We start from the raw sequence: 22004 nt of genomic DNA on the forward strand, positions 1-22004 counted from the left end.
TTACTTACCTCCTACAGTTTTCTCTTTTATATATTGAATAAATGATGTCAGCTCAACTTCAATTTGTTCGCCAGTTGCCATGTCTTTGACATTGATTTTCCCCTGCGAAAGTTCATCATCACCTAAAACCGCTGTAAAACGAGCTTGCAGTCGGTCTGCAGCTTTAAACTGAGCCTTCATCTTTTTATCTAAATAGTCCTTATCAGCACTCACGCCTGCACATCTTAATTGATAAAGCAGTTCAACTGACTTTTCCTTAGCTGCATCTCCTAGCGAAACCAAATAACAGTCTAATTTCGGAGGTTCTGGTATAGATTGTTCTTGAGCCTTTAATGCCATAATGACGCGCTCAATACTAAAAGCAAATCCTATTCCCGGAGTAGAAGGTCCACCAATGTCTTCTACAAGACCTGTATAACGACCACCACCACACAGTGTCGTAATCGCTCCAAACCCTTCTCCTTCTGCCATAATTTCAAATGCAGTATGATAATAATAATCTAGCCCACGCACAAGAGTAGGATCGACAACATAGTCAATTCCAAGCTGATCTAAATAGCTTTTGACTTGATTAAAATATGAACTAGATTCATCGTTTAAATAGTCAAGTATGGAAGGAGCGTTGGCCATTAATGGATGCTCTCTATCTTTTTTACAATCTAATATTCGTAACGGATTTTTCTCTAAACGACTTTGACAATCATCACAAAATTCACTAATGCTTGGCTTAAAGTGATCAATCAACGCTTGACGATGTGCTTGTCTACTTTCTTGATCACCAAGACTATTGATGACTAATTTTAATTTATTTAAACCTAACTCTTTATACAAACTCATAACCAAAGCTAGTACTTCTGCATCGATAGCCGGATCATGGCTGCCGAGTGCTTCTACTCCAAATTGGACAAACTGACGCATCCGACCTGATTGTGGACGTTCATAACGAAACATCGGACCTGTATAGAATAATTTCGTCGGTTGGTTAGGTTGACCATACATTTTCTTTTCTACGTAGGAACGAACAACTGCAGCAGTCCCTTCAGGTCTTAATGTCAAACTACGATTTCCACGATCCGTGAACGTGTACATCTCTTTTTGAACAATATCAGTCGTATCCCCTACTCCTCTTTGAAATAAATCCGTATGTTCAAAAATCGGTGTACGTATTTCCTGATAATTATATCTACGACAAACGTCCTTCGCTTTTTCTTCTATGTATTGCCAAAGCTCTACTTCACCTGGCAAGATATCCTGCGTACCGCGCGGGATTTGAATATTCATTTTCTTTTCCTCCAAACTTTATAAATCATAAAAAAACTCTCGTCCCTGATGAATTTAATCATTCATCAGGGACGAGAGTCTATACCCGTGGTGCCACCCTAAATTGAAGCAAACATCGCTTCCACTTTAAACAGTTAACGCCTGTATACGTCTTTTCCTACTAATAAAATATGTTCAGAAAAACTCCTCCAAGGTGTTCATTCATTAAGACAAGTATGGAGGGCTCTCAGCCACGACCTCTCCTCTCTTTCTACTTGTTACCTTAACTACTGTGCCTCTTCTTAGGAATAGTTATTTTTTAAATTAATTGATTATTATCATACGAATGTTCACGCTTCATGTCAATAGTCTAATTACGATTCATTTTAGCTTTTAGCAATTTTACATCTCGTAACGATAGACCAAACTCACTAGCAAGTTCTAGGTTTGTATTTTGATTCTCACGCTCGATAAAATTATGGTAATCCATATTAAAGACGGGCTGTAGTTGATTGTGATGCATTTGTTGACGCATACTTGAGCGCATAACATTCATCCTTCCAAAGTTGTTTCTCTTATTTTGACCAAGATAAGGGAAAAACTTACGTGGAAGGATGAATTTTGTGAAAAAAGGATGAGTCAGCGCTTCTATTACGTGCGAACCTGTTGCGATGGCTCCACTCGCCGTGCGCCTTTTTGAGAAGTTCGCTCAAAAAGGCTTAAGACATTACGGCGGCTCCGCTCATCGCTTCGAGTAAATAAAAAAGGGGAAGTTCACCCTTTTTTATTTACTCTCAACAATCAATGTTACCGGCCCGTCATTTACGAGGGAGACGTCCATCATGGCTCCGAATTCTCCGGTTTGTACGTCCATTCCTTTGTTTCTTAGCTCTTCGTTAAATTGATCATACAGCTGTTTCGCTACGTCTGGTTTGGCCGCGTTCATAAAGTTTGGACGTCGTCCTTTTTTGCAGTCTCCATACAGAGTAAATTGCGATATAGAAAGGATTTGTCCATTTACATCTTTTAAAGAATGATTCATTTTTCCATCGTCGTCTTCAAAAATTCGTAAGTTTACAATTTTATCTGCCACATACTCGATGTCATCTATCGTATCATCGTGAGTGATTCCAACAAGTAATGTTAAGCCCACATTAATTTGACCGATTATTTCGCCGTTCACACTTACAGATGATTCTTTAGTCCGTTGTAAAACTACTCTCATACTCCACCTCTAGTGCATAACTCTTCTTACTGAATAAATGTCATGTAATTGTTTAATCTTGTCTACAACTTTATGCAAATGATCAATATTATGAATGGAAATAGTTAAATGAATCGTAGCTACTTTTTGGCGGTGATCTGAACGACCAGACACTGCGTTAATGACCGTTCTTGACTCTGTAATAGCTTGCAACACTTCATTTAAAAGTCCATTTCGATCGTAAGCACTTATCTCAATGTCAACATTATAAGACTTACTTTGTTGAATGTCGCCTTCCCACTCAACCTCAAGTAAGCGGCCTTGCGCTTCCTCATTTTGAACATTCGCACAATCTGATCTGTGTATAGACACTCCACGTCCCTTAGTAATGTACCCAATGATCTCATCACCAGGGACCGGCGTACAGCAACGAGATAAACGAATTAGAAGATTATCTACACCTTTTACCCTTACACCCGAGCTCACTTTTTTCGTCGGTCGCTGCGTTTGTACATCAGATAATGCCGCCGCTAATGATTTATCTTCTTGTTCCTGATCTTGCTGTTTCCGTAATTTTTCTGTCATTCTATTTACGATTTGTTTAACACTAATTCCGCCATAGCCAGCAGCAGCAAACATGTCTTCCTCACCAGAGAAGCTAAATTTATTAGCTACTTCCGCAATGTTTTCAGCCGTTAGAACGTCTTTCGGTTCAAAATCTAGGTTACGAATTTCCTTTTCAACTAAATCCCGACCTTTTTCAACATTTTCTTCCCGACGCTCTTTTTTAAACCATTGTCTAATTTTATTCTTCGCATGAGAAGATTTCGTTATTTTCAGCCAGTCTTGGCTTGGCCCATACGAGTGTTTAGACGTTAATACTTCGACAATATCACCAGTATTTAAACGGTGCTCAAGTGGAACCATTTTTCCATTTACCTTTGCCCCTATACAGCGATTCCCTATTTCACTATGAATGCGATAAGCAAAGTCAAGTGGAACTGATCCAGCAGGCAATTCAATGACTTCCCCTTTTGGTGTAAAGACAAAAACCATATCTGAGAACAAGTCCATTTTTAATGATTCCATAAATTCTTGTGCGTCATTGGTCTCTGTTTGAGACTCAATTACATCACGGAACCAACTTAACTTATCTTCGAATGAATTTTTATTTTGAGAGACATCTTTTCCTTCTTTATAGGCCCAATGAGCTGCAACCCCGTATTCTGCAATTCGGTGCATTTCCTCTGTTCGAATCTGTACCTCTAGTGGATCTCCAAAAGGCCCTACTACTGTTGTATGAAGCGATTGATACATATTGGCCTTTGGCATTGCAATATAATCTTTAAACCGCCCAGGCATTGGCTTCCAGCATGTATGAATGACACCTAAAACGGCGTAACAATCTTTGATGCTATCGACCATAATACGTACGGCTAACAGATCGTATATTTCATTAAACTGCTTGTTTTGAAGCACCATTTTACGATAAATGCTATAAATATGTTTTGGTCGACCTGATAATTCAGCTTGTACATTCACATCATTCAAGTGTTCACTGATCGTATCCATCACTCCGGACAAATACTTCTCACGCTCTGCACGTTTCTTTTTCATTAAATTAACAATCCGATAATATTGTTGTGGATCTAAGTAACGTAAAGCCGTATCTTCTAATTCCCACTTGATTGTTGATATCCCGAGTCTATGAGCTAATGGCGCAAAAATTTCTAACGTTTCATTTGACGTCACACGTTGTTTTTCTGGCGGCATAAATTTGAGTGTTCGCATATTATGAAGACGATCAGCTAACTTAATTAAAATGACACGTATGTCTTTAGCCATTGCAATAAGCATTTTGCGATGATTCTCTGCTTGTTGCTCTTCTTTTGACTTATACTTGAATTTTTTCAATTTCGTCACGCCGTCTACTAACATAGCTACTTGTTCATTAAATGCTTTCGTTAAATCCTCTACCGTCACATCTGTATCTTCCACTACATCATGTAAAAAAGCCGCAGCAACTGTATTCGGGTCAAGTTCGAGCTCAACAATAATTCCTGCAACCTGAATAGGGTGAAGTATATAGGGCTCCCCTGATTTCCGGTATTGACCTTCATGTGCCTGTTCAGCATATTCGTAAGCTTTTCGTAAAAAAGCGACGTCATCCTTATTTAAATACCGACTTGCCTTCTCTAGAACTTGATCTATCGTCATGAAATCACCTTTTTACGATTCAATATTTCTTTATATTATGGGTAAGTTTCCGCGCTATGTAAAGAGAAAAGACGAAACTTTCTTTACTGTATGAAAGGTTACCCAAAAAAGGAAAACACACCCTTATTCTTCTTATATAACAAAAGAGGGTAACCCAACTAATGATGATCATAAAAATAGAAAGAAATAGTCCGCATTTCTGCCATCCTCCTACTTACATAACCTACCAAGTTAAGCCACCCAACATCATGTAATTTTAGTTATAAGTCATTAAAGAAAATAGATCATATTTCTCCAGGCGATCTCTACCATCTAAGTAGCCAAGTTCAATCATGAAAGCAATTCCTACTACTACTCCGCCTAGCTGTTCAACCATTTTAATGGTGGCTTCAATTGTTCCACCTGTTGCCAATAAGTCATCTGTAATGACAACCCTTTGACCTTTCTTAATCGCATCTTTATGAATCGTTAAGCTATCCTTTCCATATTCCAAACCATAGTCTACTGAAATCACTTCACGTGGAAGTTTCCCTGCTTTTCGAACGGGTACAAATCCAACTTCCAACGAATAAGCAATTGGACACCCTACGACAAATCCTCTCGCCTCTGGTCCTACGATCACATCAGCATTTTTCTCACGAGCATAATCGGCCATTTCATTAATAGCAGCTTTATACGCAGCTCCATCTTGCATGAGAGTCGTAATGTCTTTAAAACGAATCCCTTCCTTTGGGTAGTCCTCTACAATTTGAATATAGTTCTTAAAATCCATTTTTACACCGTCTCCTTGATCATTGTTTCTTCTATAGAATCAGCCATTACTTGAGCAAACCACTGTTTTAGATCCATGTACGAAGAATAAACAAAATCATTTTCAATCTTCGCATGCTCTTGTTTTCGTCGGTACGTTGCAGACTCTTCTAAGCCTTTCTTTTGTGGATCGTTAGCTACATTTAGTATGCCATCGTTTATCGTTACAAAACCAAGTTCACAAAATACTTGTGACATAAAAGTGACCGTTTCTTTTGACCAGCCTTTATATTTGGCTAATTCTTCACTGTGCTTTCTAATATTAAACGATTTTCTCTTTAAAAGAAATGCATAGTACCATTTAAATTGTTCTCTATTCGGATTTGTTGTAAAGAAAGAATCGTCCTCATGATAAAAGACCGCATAAATTCGACTAGGTTGTCCATGGTTTGAAAGTAACCATTTCAATTGTTCTCGTTCCTCTGGTATATCTAGTAAAACAACATAGCTATTAGATAAATTACCCCATTCTTTATGTTCACCCACTGTATACACAGTCTCATTTTCAAGTCCTAGTATGGTCTTTGTTTCTTTCTTAAATGCAATCAATACTCGATTTTCAGGCGGTATCGTTTGTAGGCGCTCCGCCAATCTAGCTTTCTGAATACTTCTCCAATCAAATAACTGCCACTCTGAAACACCCATATCATCAATCATTAATTGAGGCTTTACATGACCATTCCATTCATTAATAGATAACGTACCAACTGCAGATACCTTTGCATGCGAAGTGATCTCATCTGATAAATAACCAAGGTGAAAGCCTATCCCATCTAGAGTGGCTCCATTCTCTGTAAACCCGACTTTCAAATGATTCGAATCACTTCCAATTTTCCTCATTTGATCTAATTGGACATTCTGAAGCAATACTTTAGGCGTTGGGTTACTTACACCAAAAGGAGCAAGTTGTTCTAATTGTTTAATGACAGACACTGAGATTTCATCGACAGTAGCGACTAAATCAATGGCTGTAACAGGCTTGAAGTCTTCTTCCGTTAAAACCTCTTTTGCCTGTTGGTTAAGCCTTGTTCGAAGCTCGTCTAAATCATCAACATTCATTGTTAACCCGGCTGCCATTGGATGACCACCAAAATGTGGCAAAATATCTCGGCTTTTTGAAAGTTCTTCAAACATATCAAAGCCTTCGATACTTCGCGCTGACCCTTTCGCGAGTCCCTTTTCTCTATCAATACTTAAGACAATTGTTGGTCTATAATATCGTTCCACTAGACGTGAGGCAACGATTCCAATTACTCCTGCATTCCAACCTTCTCCTGCAATAACCAATACGTCATTTTCATCTGGAGGATAGTGCTCTTCTACTACAGAAACGGCGGCTTCTGCAATTTCACTAACGACAGCTTGGCGCTCTTTATTTAAGAAGTCGATTTCTGTTGCCAATTGCTCCGCTTCCTCCTGCGTTTCTGCTAAAAGTAAGTGGACAGCTGGATCTGCTGAGTCTAGGCGACCGGCAGCATTGATTCTAGGTCCGATTCCAAACCCAACATGATCAGCTTGAACAACTTGCGATTCAATTCCACACTTTTTCTTCAATGCAATTAAACCAGGCTTACTAGTCGATTGCAGAACATGTAGTCCTTCCATAACTAAAAGACGGTTTTCATCGATAAGAGGAACCAAATCGGCTACCGTTCCAATAACCGCAATATCTAACCACTCTGTAGGAACCCGACCTAGGAGCGCTTGTGCTACCTTTAAGGCAACCCCGACACCTGCTAACCCTTTAAAAGGGTACGGACATCCCGGTTTTTTCGGGTTCACAATAGCATAGGCATCAGGTAAAACAGGTGGCGCCTCATGATGGTCGGTCACGATAAAATCAAGTTCAATCTCTTTTGCCACAGCTGCAACGTGAACAGCTGCAATTCCGGTATCAACCGTAACGATTAAGCCATATCCTTGTTCTTTCGCTCGTCGAATAGCTGGCTCATTTGGTCCATATCCCTCAGTAAAACGATTAGGAATATAAAAGTCTACTTGAGCTCCTATAGACTGTAAGGCTTTGTACATAACGGTTGTACTGCTTACTCCATCTGCGTCGTAATCACCAAAAATAAGAATTCGCTCCTCTTTCTCAACGGCTTCACGAATTCTCGATACGACTCGGTCCATATCATCCAATAAAAACGGATCATGATAGGACATTTCTTCTTTATTTAAAAATCGCCTAGCAGCTTCAACGGTCTCGAAACCTCGATTCAAGAGCAACGTTGCTACTAAAGGAGCAATGTTTAGTTCATTTACTAATTGATCTATTTGATCGGATGCTTGTTCCTTTATTCTCCATCTTGCTTTTGGTTTTAACATATAAACACCCCTTGAATGTCTCATTATACATGAGCTTTCAAGGGGTTACAACGATCATTCATTCTTTTCCTTAGACTGGAATCTTTCCTCTTTTTCAGTTTTTATCTTACTTTTCCCCGCTGCTTTTTTAGCCTCGTTGGATTGGTGATTCAGTTCTTTTGTTGAATCGTTTTGTTTGTTTTTTAATCGTTTAATCTCAGCTTGTAATTGGTAAATCTTAAGCATTCCTACAGCCCCGACTATAATAGCCCCCATAAGAACGGACCCTAAGATGACTAGGATCAGTGGCCACTCTGCCACTCCAAACATATAATTGACCCGAACAGCCTCAACATTTATAACAGCAAAAATTGCGATAACGACAGCTGCCACCAACCCAAGAATTAAACTCCATTGTCCCCTCATTCATCCAACTCCTCTCCGCTATCTTCTTTCTTTCTGTAAGGGTTAATATGAACAAGCACATCATGAACATTTTTCTCTTCTAACAGTCGAACCTTTACTCTTTTTCCTATTGTATGACCTTCCTCTACCGTAATAGAAGGATCAACAGAAACTTTTATATCAATGATCACATAATGACCATGTTCTCTTGCCAAGAACTCATCGATTCTAAGGACACCTTCGACACTCGCTGCCGCCTTTTTCATCTCAACTGTATCTTCTTCATGAAGAACATGATCTAACGCATTATGAATAGACTGTTTTCCAAGAGTCCACGCCATTTTCCCAATCAAAATAGCTACAAACGCACTCGCCACGGAATCTCCGTAAACGAGCCATGGGATATTTAAATACCCACCTAAAATGGCTGCACCTATCCCAATTAAGGCAGCGAAAGAAGAGAAGACATCTGATCGATGATGCCATGCATCTGTCATTAACGCCTCACTCTTATACTTCTTACCCAATTGATACTTATAACGAAACATTAATTCTTTCACAACGATTGAAAAAATAACAGCATAAATAGCAATAACTTTTGGTACCTCTACAGGTTCAAAAAATGATTGAAATGCACCAAGAGCAATCTCGAAGCCAACAATAAACAACAAAACGGCTACGATTATGGCTGCTACAGACTCGGCTTTTCCATGTCCATATGGATGGTCCCGATCCGGTGGCAATTTCGCCGCACGGACACCGATTAAAACGACAACGGAGCCGACCACATCAGAAGCTGAGTGTACAGCATCTGCCACTAGCGCTCGGCTGTTTGCCATAATCCCTATAACCGCTTTAATAATAGCTAATATAATATTTCCTATAATCCCAACCCATGCCGCAAATCTTACCTTTCGATAACGTACATCTGCTTCGGACACCCCAACACCTACTTTGTCTTGTTTTGATTCTCATATCTTTCTTCTGTACTTATTTTACCATCAATAAAACTCATCATTCATCTTTTGCAGAAACAACAAGTATCAAAAGAGAAAAGGGCCTCAATTAGGATGATTTTCACCCTTGAGACCCTTCTTGATACTTCCACGCATGTTATACTGTTGGCTCTCCCTCAGGTTGCTGCTGAGAGTTGAATTTCTTTTTTTTCAATTGTTTCGCTTTCCAAATCAACCATAGCTGTGATGCTAGGAACATAGATGAATATGTACCTGCTACTAGACCAATTAATAAAGCAAGCGCAAATGACCGGATTGCCTCTCCACCAAATATGAAGATAGCTGCCGCTGCAAAGACAACCGTTAGAACCGTATTAATCGAACGTGCTAGCGTCTGAACAAGACTCTTATTTACGACACGTGCTAAATCATCAAAGTCTTTTACTCGCTTAGCTAGCTTCATGTTCTCCCGAATTCGGTCAAACGTAACAATTGTATCATTAATCGAATACCCGACAATCGTTAAGACGGCTGCAATAAATGGTACGTTTACTTCTATTTGAAGCAAACTAAAGACAGCAATAATAAAAAATGCATCATGCAACAACGCTACAATTGCTGCTATCCCATATAACAATTCAAATCGAATCGTTACATAAATAATAATCCCAACAGAAGCAATCAACACAGAGATTAATGCGTTTCGTGCTAATTCAGCACCAATAATAGGATCAACCGTACTCACACTTGGCTCATGTCCATATTCACTAGCAAAATGAGCTTGTATCTCATTTATTTCATCTGGGCCTAATACCCCTATAAAGCCTACACTAGCCATTTCATTTTGATCTCCGCCAAGCTGCACATCATCTGGAGTAAATCCAATCTGCGCAAACTCTTCCATAATCACATCTTGCGTGAGTGGTTCAGGTGAGAGCAAATCGACTCGTGAACCACTTTCAAAGTCAATACCTAAGTTTAGGCCAAGTGTAAGCAATAAGATGATGCCCACTAAACTGAAAATTCCTGAGAAAGCGAAAAACTTTTTTCGATGTTGGACGAAGTCTATCTCGCGATTTTGGAAATTAAAGCTCATTAATTTCACCTTCCTTCACACCGAACAAACGAGTTTTCTTATTAAGAGCTCGACTATTCACCCATAAGCCAAGAAGAAGCCTCGATCCATAAACAGCTGTTACAAAGCTTGTTAAAATACTGACAATTAACATGACAGCAAAGCCTTGTACTGAGCTTGTCCCATACGAGAAAAGGACAGCTGCTGCTAAAATCGTTGTAATATTGGCATCAAGAATTGTTGAAAGAGATCTACGACTTCCAGCTTTAAATGCCGACATCACCGATTTTCCAGATCTGATTTCTTCTTTTATTCGTTCGTACGTAATGATATTGGCATCTACGGCCATCCCCACTCCGAGTATTAATGCTGCAATTCCTGGCAGAGTTAAGACCGCATTCATCCAGTTAAACACCAGTAATACAAGGTAAATGTACGTGCTTAACGTGATAACAGCAATTATTCCCATAAAACGATAATAAAACAGCATATATGCGAATATGAGGGCGACACCGATAAAGCCTGCATACACCGTCTTTTGCATCGCTTGTTCCCCTAAAGAAGCACCAACAGAATTGGAATACATTTCTTCCAGTTCTACCGGCAATGCACCTGCATTTAACACTTCCGCAAGGAATTGTGTTTCTTCAAGGGTGAAATTCCCACTAATCGTTGCTGTATTCGAATAAATAATTTCACGAACAGTTGCTGCAGAGAGGTATTTTGGATCTTCTTTTAACGCTTCCTCTGCATAAGAGTCAACACCTTCTTCAAAATCTAACCACATGACGAGTAGATTCTCTGCTGGTGGTCTTGATAACATATCTCTTGAAATTTGTTCCATTTGACGCGCATCATCTAACGTTAGTGTTACAATTGGATCATTTGTATCTGGATGAAATGAAGAACTTGCTCCATTTTGTCGTAGATCTGCTCCATCTACGAGTACTTCATCATATACATCTCGAATGGTTAAACTCGCCTCTGTTGCAAGTAACTCCCGAGCTGTAGCCTGGTCCGCAACTCCAGCAAGTTGTACGCGGATACGATTATCCCCTTCAATACGGATATTTGGTTCTGAAACTCCTAAAACATTTACACGCTGATTCAGAGCACTCACAGTTGCCCGCAATGCTTCTTGATCAATTACGTCACCCTCATGTGCTGGTTTTACTTCATAAAGAATTTCAAACCCACCTTGGAGGTCGAGACCTAGCTTAATTTCCTTCGCAACTCCCATAACGGTTGTACTTATCAAACCTGCGAGAATAGCGACAATAAGGAAAAAAGCGAAAATCCTTCCTTTTTTCACCATATTCCTTTTCTGCCTCCTTTATGAAACAGACTACTTGTCCATTCCGAACATTCATAGACACAATAGTCCCATTATAGCTTTTATAGAAAATCTCTGTCAATTTAAGGTATCACTTATGTAAGGCGCTACAAATTGTAACATCACAACTTGTAGCGCGAAAAGATACTATTTCCGAAATATATTTTTTTACGCTTTAGATGCATTTTCCATATCCGCAAACCAATCTGTTGGATCTTTATATGCATGAACCGTCAACCATGTCATATAGGTTTGTGGTTTCAACGTTAATAATTCATTCACAAACGTACTAATGTGGATGAATTCTTTCTTTTTTCTTAGCTGATAGAGGACACAGTCCCACACCTGATCTTCTGTAGCCCGGTCGTAACCGAGAAAATGAAATTCATCAACCTTGCTTACAAGAGCTGGTTCAACATCACTTCTCCAAACTTCAAATTGTTGTTTCTCCATACCTTCCTCCTCCTAATTAGAAAACAGAATACAGTATACTCGTAATGCCAACTCCCGCAATCACAACTCCTGTTGCAATAGCAAAGAAAGCAAATCGAAATGGGATAAAAAATAATATAGCAGCAAGACTGGCTGAATAAGCTCCTGTCGTCGGTAATGGAACCGCTGTGAATAAAATGAGTCCAATCGCACCAAATTTTTCTACCTTATCACTCTTTCTCATCGTCCTATTGTATAGCCAATCATAAAAACGTTTATAAACTTTGAATCTTAAACACCATTTACTAATTGGTTGAAATAATAACAAGATCGGAATAATCGGAAGTAAGTTTCCACCAATTCCATAAAGCAAGGCTTCCCAATACGATAAACCAAGTTGGTGAGCGATCGGCATTCCTCCACGTAGCTCTAAAATCGGCAACGCTGAGATCAAAACAACAATTAATTCAGGTGGCAAAAAACCAAAATGATCAAAAACAAACTGTTGAATAGTCTCTTTCACTTTATCCATCCTCTCTAAAGTTGTCTTGATTTATGTAACTACTTGTCATGCTTGCCCCACTACTAAGCATATAAATAATAACGCGAAATATCCATCATTTTTTTGTGAAGGTAGGGGCTTATACATGACGAAGCAAACATTTTTAAAAGGAGCACTCATATTAATCATCGCCGGTCTTATTACAAGATTTCTAGGCTTTGTTAATAAAATAGTTGTCGCAAGAATTATGGGAGCTGAAGGAGTTGGCCTCTATCAAATGGCTGTTCCAACTTTGCTTCTAGTCATAACACTAACACAGTTGGGACTACCTGTTGCGATATCAAAATTAGTCGCAGAAGCTGAAGCGAAACAGGACAGACAAAGAATTAAACGAATTCTAGTTGTCTCTTTAGCGATTACTAGTGTATTAAGTATTATCTTCACTGTTGCTATGATTGCTTTTGCTCCATTTGTAGCTAATACACTATTAACCGATTCAAGAGCCTATTATCCTTTAATTGCGATTTCGCCTATTGTGCCTATTGTGGCTCTTTCATCCGTTATGCGCGGATACTTCCAAGGGCGTCAAAATATGAAACCAACCGCTTTTTCACAAGTGATTGAGCAAGTTGTCCGTATTACACTCGTTGCGGTCATGACAAGTGCTTTCTTACCAATGGGTGTTGAATATGCCGCAGCCGGGGCTATGGCTTCTGTTGTAATCGGGGAACTAGCTTCGTTACTTTATATGATTTTGATGTTTAAACGAAATAAACGCTTCCAGGTTCGTCGTAACTTTTTCAGTTACGCTAAAGAAGGAAAACAAACGTTTAGAGATTTAATGGCCATTTCTTTGCCAGCTACCGGAAGTCGTTTGATTGGTTCGATCTCCTTATTTTTTGAACCGATAATCGTTGCCCAAAGTTTAGCACTTGCCGGAGTAGCAACGGTTATGGCTACGAGGCAGTACGGAGAACTTGCAGGTTTTGTCATCCCTGTTTTGATGTTGCCAACATTTATCACGTATTCCCTTTCCGTTTCTCTTGTTCCAGCTATAAGTGAAGCAGCTGCCAAGAAACATTATAAAACGATTCACCATCGGTTAAATCAAGCTTTACGACTCGCCCTCTTATCAGGTGGAATTTCGGCTGTTATTTTATACGTGTATGCGGAACCGATTATGGATCTCATGTATGATGCACCCACGGTTGCTACTTATTTGAAATTAATGGCACCTTTTAGTATTTTCTTATATTTCCAAGGGCCATTACAAGCTACTCTGCAAGCTTTGGACCTCGCTAAAGCCGCGATGATGAACAGCCTTTTTGGAGCCGTAATTAAAATGGCCGCCATCTTTGTACTTGCTTCAAGACCTGAATTAGGCATAATGGGGGCTGCACTAGCAGTTGTAATTGGATTTGTCTTAGTTACGTTATTACACTTTGCATCGATCGCAAAAACAATCAGCTTTACCATTGAAACAAAGGTAGTAGTAAAATCCATACTTCTCATTGTCTTATCAAGCTTGGTTGGGATTCTATGTTTAAAGTATGCTTTCACATCATTCTCACAGCTTTGGCAAACACTTCTTGCCATAAGCGTAACAGGAATTTTCTATTGCACCTTCATGCTCCTTCTAGGATTAGTAAAACAAGAAGAAGCCAACCGAATCCCCGTTGTCGGAAAATGGATAAGCACACTTATTCCTAAAGCGTAACTTAAAGACAATCACAAGTTGTAGAACTAGAAATCTAAGTAGATTTTCTAGTTCTTCTTTGTCGTTCCTTTTTTACTTTTTCGCAAGGTATGATGTTATTGAGTTTCAGAACCAGAACCATAGTGAAATGGAGCGGAAGGTAATTGACTCCTGCGGGAAAAAGAGGGAAAGGCAAGACACCACTGACGGAAGTCGTGGGGGCTTGGCTTCCTCCCCGCGGAAAGCAAGTGCCTGAAGCGCAATGTAACGGCAGCAATAAGGAATAGTAATTAAAAACAGCAAAGCATGAAAAAACCAAGCCATCTCCAAAAGGAACAATAGCTTGGTCTTCACCTTTCATCTTTTAAGTCAACAAAAAACGTATCTCGATCTTTTAAAGCACAGTAGGAAATCTTCTTAATATCACGATACCCAAGCTTCCGCATTTGTTGCCGGAGCCATAACTGAGTTTGATTAATTTGCTCAAGATGCTCATTTTGAATTTGACCGTCTAATATAAGCGGTAGAGGCAGCCTGGGTGTAAACTCATCGCTACCCTCTTCTCTTTTCTCAATGACCGATAACTTCCCCGAAGGCTCTAAAATGGCAAATTCAACATCAGACAATTTGCTTATTTTATTTTGCCTTAGCTGGACGAGAAGATCATCAAAATTGTATCTCTGCTTCCTCATTTCACCTTCATCAATTTTCCCTTCGTTTATTAACACGGACGGTTTACCATCGATTAATTTACGTAAATCATTATTTTTTAACGAAATGAGGGCCAAAACAATCTGAATGGTGGACAGAATAACAATTGGGATGATCGAGTACATCATAGGTACTTCAATATTTTCAATAGACACAACAGCTAATTCTGCAATCATAATGGATACAACAAAGTCCAACACAGATAATTGTCCAATCTCGCGTTTCCCCATAAATCTAAGCACAAAGAGGATTATGAAATAGATGAATATCGTTCGCAGCATGATTGTCATGTAATCCATCAAATATTCCTCCCTTGCGTCTGAACCATGTCTATAGGTTAGTATGACCAAGGGAGGAAAAACACATGATTTGTAGCTTTTGGAAGTTCCCTACATGAAATGAATGAGGTATCTGAAGTATAGATAAATCGTAGAAATGATAAACGAGATGATCGCTATTGGCAATCCCACTTTTAAGAACTCTAAATAACTAAACGGATGTTTTGCCTTAACAGCCATCCCTGCAACAATCACATTGGCCGTTGCCCCAATAATCGTTGCATTTCCTCCTAAACAAGCACCTAAGGCTAATGCCCACCAAAGTGGGTCTAGGTTACTCATTCCATATTCTTGGAATTCAAGAATAACAGGAATCATAGCTGCCACAAAAGGAATATTATCTACAAAGCCTGATAATATGCCTGAACCCCACAGAATAAATAATGACGTTTTAGGCAAATCACCTTCTGTATAGTAAATAATGGATTTGGCAATTTCATCAATAATCCCAACTTCCTTTAACCCACCGACAAGAAGAAATAGCCCAATAAAGAAAAAGAGCGTGACCCATTCAACCGAACGGAATACTTCCTCCATATCTTGCTCTTCATGCGTGATTAACATAAGGAGAAGAGCTCCTACCATAGCGATACTTGTTAATTCAACATGAATAAAAGGCTGTAATACAAAGCCTACTGTTGTTAACGTTAAGACAGATACAGATTTAATTAATAGCTTCCTGTCTTTAATATATGTAGTTGGGTTAATTGCCAATAATTTGGCTTGATCTTCTTTTGTTACGACTAACTGCTTTCGATACAAAGCAACTAAGCCGAACATCACAACAATAAAGATAATGATGACTACTGGACTTAAATGAATGAGAAAGTCATTAAACGTTAAATGGTCTACAGCTTGCCCAATCATCAAGTTCGGAGGGTCACCGATTAGAGTAGCTGTCCCTCCAATATTGGATGCCATAACAAGCGACAATAAAAAAGGAACTGCCGGTAACTTTAATAAAGCTGTAAGCGTAAAGATGATTGGAACAATTAGCAAAACCGTTGTGACATTATTTAAAAATGCAGATCCAAATGCTGTTAATGTTGAAATAACAATCAGCAATGGAACCGGCCGTCCATCTACCCACTTAGCCAATGATACGGCGACATACTCAAAAAAACCACTTTGGCTTGTAATAGAAACCAAGATCATCATTGCCAACAAGAGCGTGATCGTGTGCCAGTCAATATGATGTAAGAATGCAGCATCTATTTCATACACACCAAATACAAGCATGAGTACCCCACCAAAGCAGGCAATGACAGCTCGATTTAGTTTTTCCGTAATGATGAAGAAGTAACTGCAAAGAAAAATAATTAAAGCTAAGGTTACCCCCATGTCCGTACTCCTCTCCCTCGCATTTCTACCATCCTATGACAAGCACCAATAAAACATGTCCGTTTTCTAAGACAAGCAAATTTAACGTCTATTCTATACAAGCCTGAATAAGCTGTAGTAAGCGGTTATTTATTTTCATATATGAAAGGAGAGATTGTATTGGCATTTCGAGGATTTTTTCCAGCGGTTTTATTTGGTCTAACCACCATCTTGGTTCTTGCTTTATCATTTAGTTTAGTTGTCTCTATCGTGTTGTCGTTCACTTCTTTAACGGAACATTCCGTGAAATGGGTTATTACAGGTGTTGCGTTTGTAACGATGTTTTTAGGTGGGACAATCTCAGGAGCAAAAGCAAAAGAAAAGGGTTGGATGGCAGGTGCTACCACGGCACTTTTATTTTCAGTATTAACGTTTCTCATTCAATATTTAGGCTATAATACTGGATTTAGCAATGAACAATACATGTATCATGGAGGCTACATTTTGGCAGCGGCCTTAGGTGGGATCATAGGTGTAAATCTAAGTAGCAACAAGTAAAAATAATAAAACACCAAGAAAGCGCAGCGATTACTCGCTGCGCTTTCTTATGTACTAATCAATCTGGATTAACCACTTCACGAATAGCTGCACGATCAAACGTTAGCTTTCGATTGTCATTTACAAGAAGCACGATTGTATCCTCGTCAACAGCATCAACCGTTCCATGAAGGCCTCCAATTGTGATAATTTTATCACCACGCTGAAGCGCACTGTGCATCTCACGAATTGCTTTTTGCTTCTTTTGCTGTGGACGAATAAGTAAGAAGTAAAAAATCGCGAACATTAAAATTAGTGGAAGTAATGTTCCAAAAAGCTCCATCTAGTTTCCCCCCTTTCGTTAGTAAACAAACCCCAATATTTGGAAGCGTTATATTTTTGCATGAGACCGATCGAACAGATCAAGACCACTTATAAAGACTTTTTTTAGAAATTTTTTGCATTAGGTTTATTAAAACCATATTGCTCAAAAAACTCTTCCCTGAAATCAAGTAAACGGTCTTCCCTTATTGCCTGTCTTACCTGCTCCATTAAGTTTAACAGGAAATATAAATTATGGTAAGAGGTCAATCTAAAACCGAACGTTTCTTCACATTTAACCAAATGACGAATATAGGCTCTTGAATAATTTTGGCAAACATGACAATCACAATTTTCATCTAATGGTCTAAAGTCGCGAGCATATTTTGCATTACGAACGACCAATCTACCCGTACTTGTCATTAACGTTCCATTACGAGCAATCCTCGTAGGTAAGACACAGTCAAACATATCGATTCCACGGATCGCTCCATCAATTAATGAATCTGCAGATCCTACACCCATTAAATAACGAGGTTTATCCTCTGGCAAGTGTGGAGTTGTGAATTCAAGCACACGGTTCATCACATCTTTAGGTTCACCAACAGAAAGCCCTCCAATAGCGTAGCCAGGAAAATCAAGGGAAATAAGATCTTTTGCACTTTGTTTCCTTAATTCCTCATACTCGCCACCTTGAACAATCCCAAATAACCCTTGATCATTTGGCCGTGCATGTGCTTCTAAACACCTTTCTGCCCAACGACTTGTCCGTTCCACAGAATTTTTCATATACTCAAATTCTGCTGGATATGGTGGACACTCGTCAAAAGCCATCATGATATCAGATCCAAGGGCATTTTGAATTTCCATTGCCCCCTCAGGACTTAAAAATAGCTTGTCTCCATTTAAGTGATTACGGAAATGAACGCCCTCTTCCTCTATCTTACGCAAGTCACTCAAACTAAAGACCTGGAATCCTCCAGAATCGGTTAAAATAGGTCGATCCCAGTTCATGAATTTATGTAAGCCACCAGCTTCTTTAATTATATCATGACCTGGTCTTAACCATAAGTGATACGTATTACTCAAAATAATTTGGGCATTCATGTCGTATAGATCTTCCGGGCTCATTGTTTTAACTGTCGCCAACGTTCCCACTGGCATAAAAATTGGAGTCTCAAACGTCCCATGTGGGGTATGGACTTTACCAAGACGTGCTCCAGACTGTTTGCATGTCTTTATATGTTCATATGTGATAGCAGCCATCTCTATTCCTCCTTTTTTTCTCTATTTAATTAGCATCGCATCACCAAAACTGAAGAAACGATACCTTTGCTCTACTGCATGATTGTAAGCATTTAGCACAAACTCCTTAGTAGCAAAAGCACTAACAAGCATCACCAAAGTTGATTTAGGCAAATGAAAGTTCGTTAACAAACCATCAAATCCACGTACCTCATAACCTGGATAGATAAAGATGGACGTCCAACCTGAAGCTTCTTGAAATTGATTATGTTCTTTCATAATCGTCTCCAGTGTCCTTGCTGATGTCGTTCCAACAGCAAAAATCCGCCCTCCACTTTCTCTTACAGATTGTAATAGCCTTGCCGTCCCAGCACTCATTTGGTAAAATTCAGCATGCATTTCATGCTCTTCAATATTTTCGACGCTGACTGGTCTAAACGTTCCAAGCCCAACGTGTAACGTTATATAGGCAATGTGAACGCCTTTTTCCTCAATTTTTTCTAATAATTCTTTCGTAAAATGTAACCCCGCTGTTGGAGCAGCAGCAGAACCACGATTTTTAGCAAATACAGTTTGATACCGTTCTTGATCAGGTAACGTCTCTTTAATATAAGGCGGCAAAGGCATTTCTCCTAATTCATCTAACACTTCGTGAAAAATCCCTTCATAACTCATTTTCAAAATTCGCCCACCGTGCTCAGCTTCACCTGTGCAGACTGCTGTTAAACGACCATCACCAAATTCAATAACGGAACCCTCTTTTACACGTTTTGCAGGTTTAACAAGTGTTTCCCATTCGTTATTTTCTAATTGCTTTAGTAACAAAATTTCTATACTGGCTCCCGTATCCTTTTTTACACCATACAACCTTGCTGGTAACACACGCGTATCATTTAATACAAGACAATCTCCGGCTTGTAGCTCTTCTATGATCGAGACAAAATGGCGATCTTCCGTTTGTCCCGTCTTTCGATCAAGAACAAGCAAACGAGACGCCGTCCTGTCAGGAAGCGGCGTCTGAGCAATTAATTCTTCTGGCAATTCGAAATCAAAGTCTTCTACATTCATGTTTGCATTCACCTTTTTATATAATATCCATACTTTTTTTATTATCTTTGTAATCATACCCAAACTCTGATCCCGATGCAACTTTACCTAAAGCGCCCTATAATAAAGAAAAGCAAAGATAACAGGATACTAATAACAATGCTCGTTACAATCGGAAAATAAAAAGTTGTATTCTCACGCTTTATCAATATATCCCCAGGAAGTTTGCCCAGAGGAATAAAGCGTCCGATTAGTAACCATAAACCACCAATGACAATACATAAAACACCGATTGCAATTAATACTTTTGGAAATGTATTCATGATTTTGGGACCTCCAACTTGAAGTGCTCATAGCAAGCTGGACTAACGATTCTCCCCCTAGGCGTTCGCTGAATAAAACCAATCTGCAAAAGATAAGGCTCATATACATCTTCAATTGTATCGGGCTCTTCTCCGATAGTAGCAGCAATGGTTTCCAAGCCAACTGGACCACCACGAAATTTCTCAATCATCCCGTATAATAATTTATGGTCAATATGATCAAGTCCTAAACGGTCTACTTGCAGCTGTTCCAGAGAATTTTGAGCCAATTCAAGGGTAATCGTTCCATCCCCTTTTACTTGAGCAAAATCTCTCACACGTCTAAGCAATCGATTCGCTACTCGAGGAGTTCCTCTTGAGCGCCGTGCAATTTCAACCGCAGCTTCTTGATCAATTTCCGTTTCAAAAATCTCTGCGGTACGACTAACAATGATGGAAAGTTCTTTTTCAGTGTAATATTCTAATCGCGCTAATACTCCAAATCGATCACGCAAAGGAGCCGATAACATTCCAGCGCGTGTCGTAGCCCCAACAAGAGTAAAAGGTGGCAATTCTAGCCGAACGGACCGGGCAGTGGGACCTTTCCCGAGAACAATATCCAAACAGAAATCCTCCATAGCTGGATAAAGTACTTCTTCCACCATTCTGTTTAGTCTGTGTATTTCATCAATAAATAAAACATCTCCTGGCTCAAGCGCCGTTAAAATGGCAGCTAAATCCCCTGGCCTTTCTATAGCTGGACCTGACGTTGTTCTCATTTGCACCCCCATTTCGGTTGCAATGATTCCCGATAACGTTGTTTTCCCAAGCCCAGGCGGACCGTAAAGAAGAACGTGATCTAAGCTTTCTTCCCGCATTTTAGCAGCTTCCATAAAAACGTGGAGATTCTTCTTTACTTTTTCTTGCCCAATGTACTGTTGGAGTTTTTGTGGTCTAATTTGTTGATCAAGAGAATCTTCCATTCCTTGTTCTTCGGCAGACACCATTCGTTCTTCCATATTTTGATTCACCCCTACCGTTTGCTACCCTTTCAACAATAACTGCAGTGCCTTTTTAATATAAGCATCTGTCGTCATGTCTTCCTTCTCCAAATGTGGTCGAACTTTTTTCAGTTCACGTTCCACATAACCGAGTGCACGCAACGCTTCAAACGCTTCTTCAAGAAATTCATTTTCCTTAGTGAGACTTTTCGTTGAAGTTGCAATCACACCACTTTGGTTAAATAAATTTGGAGCAAAATCATCAAGCTTCCCTTTTAAATCTAAAATAATCTGACGAGCTGTCTTCTTTCCAACTCCAGGAAACTTCACTAAAAATGCTTCATCCTCTTCCTCTATTGCATGAACCACATGCTCAGGCTCACCTGTTGCTAAAATAGCCAACGCCCCTTTTGGACCGATCCCAGACACATTTAACAGCTTCTCAAATAAAGTCCGCTCTTTTTTTGATTCAAACCCATACAAGCGGATCACATCTTCCCTCACATAGTGATATGTAAAAACTTGAACAGAGCTATCCATTTTGCTTTGAAATCGATAAGGATTCGGACAATAAATTTGATACCCTAACCCTTGATGATCCACTACTATATATTGCGTTTCAATATCCACTAAATTCCCAATAACATATTCAATCAAAGCGTTCTCCCTCTCATACGAACATTTATTTCTATTTTATCATAGAGTCAAAGCAAAAAGGTCGCTTTTTACCTTTTTGCTTTGACTCTATGCGCTGCGCGGAGCCGATGCCTTCTTTTAAAGCCGAAAGGAATGCCCTTCTCCTTTCGGCGCGCATCGTGCGGAGCCAGCGCCACGTTCCAGTCAAAGCAAAAAGGTTGGTTTTTACCTTTTTGCTTTGACTCTATGCGCTGCGCGGAGCCGATGCCTTCTTTTAAAGCCGAAAGGAATGCCCTTCTCCTTTCGGCGCGCATCGTGCGGAGCCAGCGCCACGTTCCAGTCAAAGCAA

23 protein-coding genes and 1 other annotated feature are annotated in these 22004 nt (G+C 39.5%); of the genes, 2 read left to right on the plus strand and 21 right to left on the minus strand.

Going from position 1 to position 22004, the window contains the following annotated elements; genetic code table 11:
• From hisS to N0O92_RS15090, 12 genes are all read right to left on the minus strand, one after another.
• On the minus strand, nt 1-1281 hold the full coding sequence (gene hisS / locus N0O92_RS15035; protein WP_315615475.1) for a histidine--tRNA ligase: 1281 nt from the start codon (nt 1279-1281) through the stop codon (nt 1-3).
• A 64-nt stretch (nt 1282-1345) separates the two neighbouring features.
• Nucleotides 1346-1573: a binding site (T-box leader), on the minus strand.
• A gap of 57 nt (nt 1574-1630) precedes the next feature.
• Nucleotides 1631-1807: a hypothetical protein gene (locus tag N0O92_RS15040; protein ID WP_315615476.1), complete on the minus strand. Its 177-nt coding sequence runs from the start codon at nt 1805-1807 to the stop codon at nt 1631-1633.
• Between the two features lie 237 nt (nt 1808-2044).
• A complete protein-coding gene (dtd, locus tag N0O92_RS15045; protein WP_315615477.1) occupies nt 2045-2485 on the minus strand; it encodes a D-aminoacyl-tRNA deacylase in 441 nt (146 codons plus the stop codon).
• A gap of 9 nt (nt 2486-2494) precedes the next feature.
• The gene (locus N0O92_RS15050) at nt 2495-4681 is read right to left on the minus strand and encodes a RelA/SpoT family protein (protein WP_315615478.1); all 2187 of its coding nucleotides are present in this window, start codon (nt 4679-4681) and stop codon (nt 2495-2497) included.
• A gap of 256 nt (nt 4682-4937) precedes the next feature.
• Nucleotides 4938-5453 (minus strand): adenine phosphoribosyltransferase, encoded by a 516-nt coding sequence (locus N0O92_RS15055; RefSeq protein ID WP_315615479.1) that lies wholly within the window; start codon nt 5451-5453, stop codon nt 4938-4940.
• Between the two features lie 2 nt (nt 5454-5455).
• Entirely contained in the window at nt 5456-7819 is a 2364-nt protein-coding gene (gene recJ / locus N0O92_RS15060; protein ID WP_315615480.1) for a single-stranded-DNA-specific exonuclease RecJ, read from the minus strand.
• 54 nt (nt 7820-7873) lie between these two features.
• Nucleotides 7874-8224 carry a LapA family protein gene (locus N0O92_RS15065; protein ID WP_315615481.1) on the minus strand — a complete coding sequence of 117 codons (351 nt, stop codon included), beginning with the start codon at nt 8222-8224 and terminating at the stop codon, nt 7874-7876.
• Nucleotides 8221-9144 carry a cation diffusion facilitator family transporter gene (locus tag N0O92_RS15070; protein ID WP_315615483.1) on the minus strand — a complete coding sequence of 308 codons (924 nt, stop codon included), beginning with the start codon at nt 9142-9144 and terminating at the stop codon, nt 8221-8223. Before N0O92_RS15070 ends, N0O92_RS15065 begins: the two co-directional genes overlap by 4 nt.
• 172 nt (nt 9145-9316) lie before the next feature.
• Nucleotides 9317-10255 (minus strand): protein translocase subunit SecF, encoded by a 939-nt coding sequence (gene secF, locus N0O92_RS15075; protein ID WP_315615484.1) that lies wholly within the window; start codon nt 10253-10255, stop codon nt 9317-9319.
• Nucleotides 10245-11549, minus strand: coding sequence for a protein translocase subunit SecD (secD, locus tag N0O92_RS15080; protein WP_315615485.1), 1305 nt, complete (start codon nt 11547-11549; stop codon nt 10245-10247). The genes secF and secD overlap by 11 nt, the downstream gene beginning before the upstream one ends.
• Nucleotides 11550-11735: 186 nt before the next feature.
• On the minus strand, nt 11736-12020 hold the full coding sequence (locus tag N0O92_RS15085) for a post-transcriptional regulator (protein ID WP_315615486.1): 285 nt from the start codon (nt 12018-12020) through the stop codon (nt 11736-11738).
• A 16-nt stretch (nt 12021-12036) separates the two neighbouring features.
• Nucleotides 12037-12531 carry a COG2426 family protein gene (locus tag N0O92_RS15090; protein WP_315615487.1) on the minus strand — a complete coding sequence of 165 codons (495 nt, stop codon included), beginning with the start codon at nt 12529-12531 and terminating at the stop codon, nt 12037-12039.
• Nucleotides 12532-12646: 115 nt separating this feature from the next.
• Here N0O92_RS15090 and spoVB point away from each other — a divergent pair, with 115 nt between their 5' ends.
• Complete coding sequence (gene spoVB / locus N0O92_RS15095; protein ID WP_315615488.1) at nt 12647-14218, plus strand: stage V sporulation protein B; 1572 nt, start codon at nt 12647-12649, stop codon at nt 14216-14218.
• Nucleotides 14219-14547: 329 nt separating this feature from the next.
• Here spoVB and N0O92_RS15100 read toward each other — a convergent pair whose 3' ends face one another.
• Both N0O92_RS15100 and N0O92_RS15105 read right to left on the minus strand, forming a co-directional pair.
• Nucleotides 14548-15207, minus strand: coding sequence for a DUF421 domain-containing protein (locus tag N0O92_RS15100; RefSeq protein WP_315615489.1), 660 nt, complete (start codon nt 15205-15207; stop codon nt 14548-14550).
• A 90-nt stretch (nt 15208-15297) separates the two neighbouring features.
• Nucleotides 15298-16587 (minus strand): ArsB/NhaD family transporter, encoded by a 1290-nt coding sequence (locus N0O92_RS15105; RefSeq protein WP_315615490.1) that lies wholly within the window; start codon nt 16585-16587, stop codon nt 15298-15300.
• A 159-nt stretch (nt 16588-16746) separates the two neighbouring features.
• Between N0O92_RS15105 and N0O92_RS15110 the strand changes: the two genes are divergently transcribed.
• The gene (locus tag N0O92_RS15110; protein ID WP_315615491.1) at nt 16747-17124 is read left to right on the plus strand and encodes a TIGR04086 family membrane protein; all 378 of its coding nucleotides are present in this window, start codon (nt 16747-16749) and stop codon (nt 17122-17124) included.
• A 58-nt stretch (nt 17125-17182) separates the two neighbouring features.
• On the opposite strand, the gene yajC is transcribed toward N0O92_RS15110, so the two are convergent.
• From yajC to N0O92_RS15145, 7 genes are all read right to left on the minus strand, one after another.
• A complete protein-coding gene (gene yajC / locus N0O92_RS15115; RefSeq protein WP_315615492.1) occupies nt 17183-17446 on the minus strand; it encodes a preprotein translocase subunit YajC in 264 nt (87 codons plus the stop codon).
• Between the two features lie 104 nt (nt 17447-17550).
• Nucleotides 17551-18690: a tRNA guanosine(34) transglycosylase Tgt gene (gene tgt, locus N0O92_RS15120; RefSeq protein ID WP_315615493.1), complete on the minus strand. Its 1140-nt coding sequence runs from the start codon at nt 18688-18690 to the stop codon at nt 17551-17553.
• 21 nt (nt 18691-18711) lie between these two features.
• A complete protein-coding gene (gene queA, locus N0O92_RS15125) occupies nt 18712-19737 on the minus strand; it encodes a tRNA preQ1(34) S-adenosylmethionine ribosyltransferase-isomerase QueA (RefSeq protein ID WP_315615494.1) in 1026 nt (341 codons plus the stop codon).
• 83 nt (nt 19738-19820) lie between these two features.
• Entirely contained in the window at nt 19821-20039 is a 219-nt protein-coding gene (locus N0O92_RS15130; protein WP_315615495.1) for a DUF2905 domain-containing protein, read from the minus strand.
• Complete coding sequence (ruvB, locus tag N0O92_RS15135; RefSeq protein ID WP_315615496.1) at nt 20036-21037, minus strand: Holliday junction branch migration DNA helicase RuvB; 1002 nt, start codon at nt 21035-21037, stop codon at nt 20036-20038. The genes N0O92_RS15130 and ruvB overlap by 4 nt, the downstream gene beginning before the upstream one ends.
• Before the next feature lie 24 nt (nt 21038-21061).
• Nucleotides 21062-21676, minus strand: coding sequence for a Holliday junction branch migration protein RuvA (ruvA, locus tag N0O92_RS15140; protein WP_315615498.1), 615 nt, complete (start codon nt 21674-21676; stop codon nt 21062-21064).
• 68 nt (nt 21677-21744) lie between these two features.
• The coding region (locus N0O92_RS15145; protein ID WP_315615499.1) for a hypothetical protein at nt 21745-22004 on the minus strand (260 nt) is incomplete at its 5' end.

Source organism: Alkalihalobacillus sp. MEB130 (assembly GCF_032335535.1).
Classification (GTDB): Bacteria; Bacillota; Bacilli; order Bacillales; family Bacillaceae_D; genus Halalkalibacter.

Excerpts from the sequence above, each read along its gene's own strand:
- hisS (WP_315615475.1), bottom strand. The coding sequence starts at position 1,281 with ATGAATATTCAAATCCCGCGCGGTACGCAGGATATCTTGCCAGGTGAA.
- N0O92_RS15040 (WP_315615476.1), bottom strand. The coding sequence starts at position 1,807 with ATGCGCTCAAGTATGCGTCAACAAATGCATCACAATCAACTACAGCCC.
- dtd (WP_315615477.1), bottom strand. The coding sequence starts at position 2,485 with ATGAGAGTAGTTTTACAACGGACTAAAGAATCATCTGTAAGTGTGAAC.
- N0O92_RS15050 (WP_315615478.1), bottom strand. The coding sequence starts at position 4,681 with ATGACGATAGATCAAGTTCTAGAGAAGGCAAGTCGGTATTTAAATAAG.
- N0O92_RS15055 (WP_315615479.1), bottom strand. The coding sequence starts at position 5,453 with ATGGATTTTAAGAACTATATTCAAATTGTAGAGGACTACCCAAAGGAA.
- recJ (WP_315615480.1), bottom strand. The coding sequence starts at position 7,819 with ATGTTAAAACCAAAAGCAAGATGGAGAATAAAGGAACAAGCATCCGAT.
- N0O92_RS15065 (WP_315615481.1), bottom strand. The coding sequence starts at position 8,224 with ATGAGGGGACAATGGAGTTTAATTCTTGGGTTGGTGGCAGCTGTCGTT.
- secF (WP_315615484.1), bottom strand. The coding sequence starts at position 10,255 with ATGAGCTTTAATTTCCAAAATCGCGAGATAGACTTCGTCCAACATCGA.
- secD (WP_315615485.1), bottom strand. The coding sequence starts at position 11,549 with ATGGTGAAAAAAGGAAGGATTTTCGCTTTTTTCCTTATTGTCGCTATT.
- N0O92_RS15085 (WP_315615486.1), bottom strand. The coding sequence starts at position 12,020 with ATGGAGAAACAACAATTTGAAGTTTGGAGAAGTGATGTTGAACCAGCT.
- N0O92_RS15090 (WP_315615487.1), bottom strand. The coding sequence starts at position 12,531 with ATGGATAAAGTGAAAGAGACTATTCAACAGTTTGTTTTTGATCATTTT.
- spoVB (WP_315615488.1), top strand. The coding sequence starts at position 12,647 with ATGACGAAGCAAACATTTTTAAAAGGAGCACTCATATTAATCATCGCC.
- N0O92_RS15100 (WP_315615489.1), bottom strand. The coding sequence starts at position 15,207 with ATGGATTACATGACAATCATGCTGCGAACGATATTCATCTATTTCATA.
- N0O92_RS15105 (WP_315615490.1), bottom strand. The coding sequence starts at position 16,587 with ATGGGGGTAACCTTAGCTTTAATTATTTTTCTTTGCAGTTACTTCTTC.
- yajC (WP_315615492.1), bottom strand. The coding sequence starts at position 17,446 with ATGGAGCTTTTTGGAACATTACTTCCACTAATTTTAATGTTCGCGATT.
- tgt (WP_315615493.1), bottom strand. The coding sequence starts at position 18,690 with ATGGCTGCTATCACATATGAACATATAAAGACATGCAAACAGTCTGGA.
- queA (WP_315615494.1), bottom strand. The coding sequence starts at position 19,737 with ATGAATGTAGAAGACTTTGATTTCGAATTGCCAGAAGAATTAATTGCT.
- N0O92_RS15130 (WP_315615495.1), bottom strand. The coding sequence starts at position 20,039 with ATGAATACATTTCCAAAAGTATTAATTGCAATCGGTGTTTTATGTATT.
- ruvB (WP_315615496.1), bottom strand. The coding sequence starts at position 21,037 with ATGGAAGAACGAATGGTGTCTGCCGAAGAACAAGGAATGGAAGATTCT.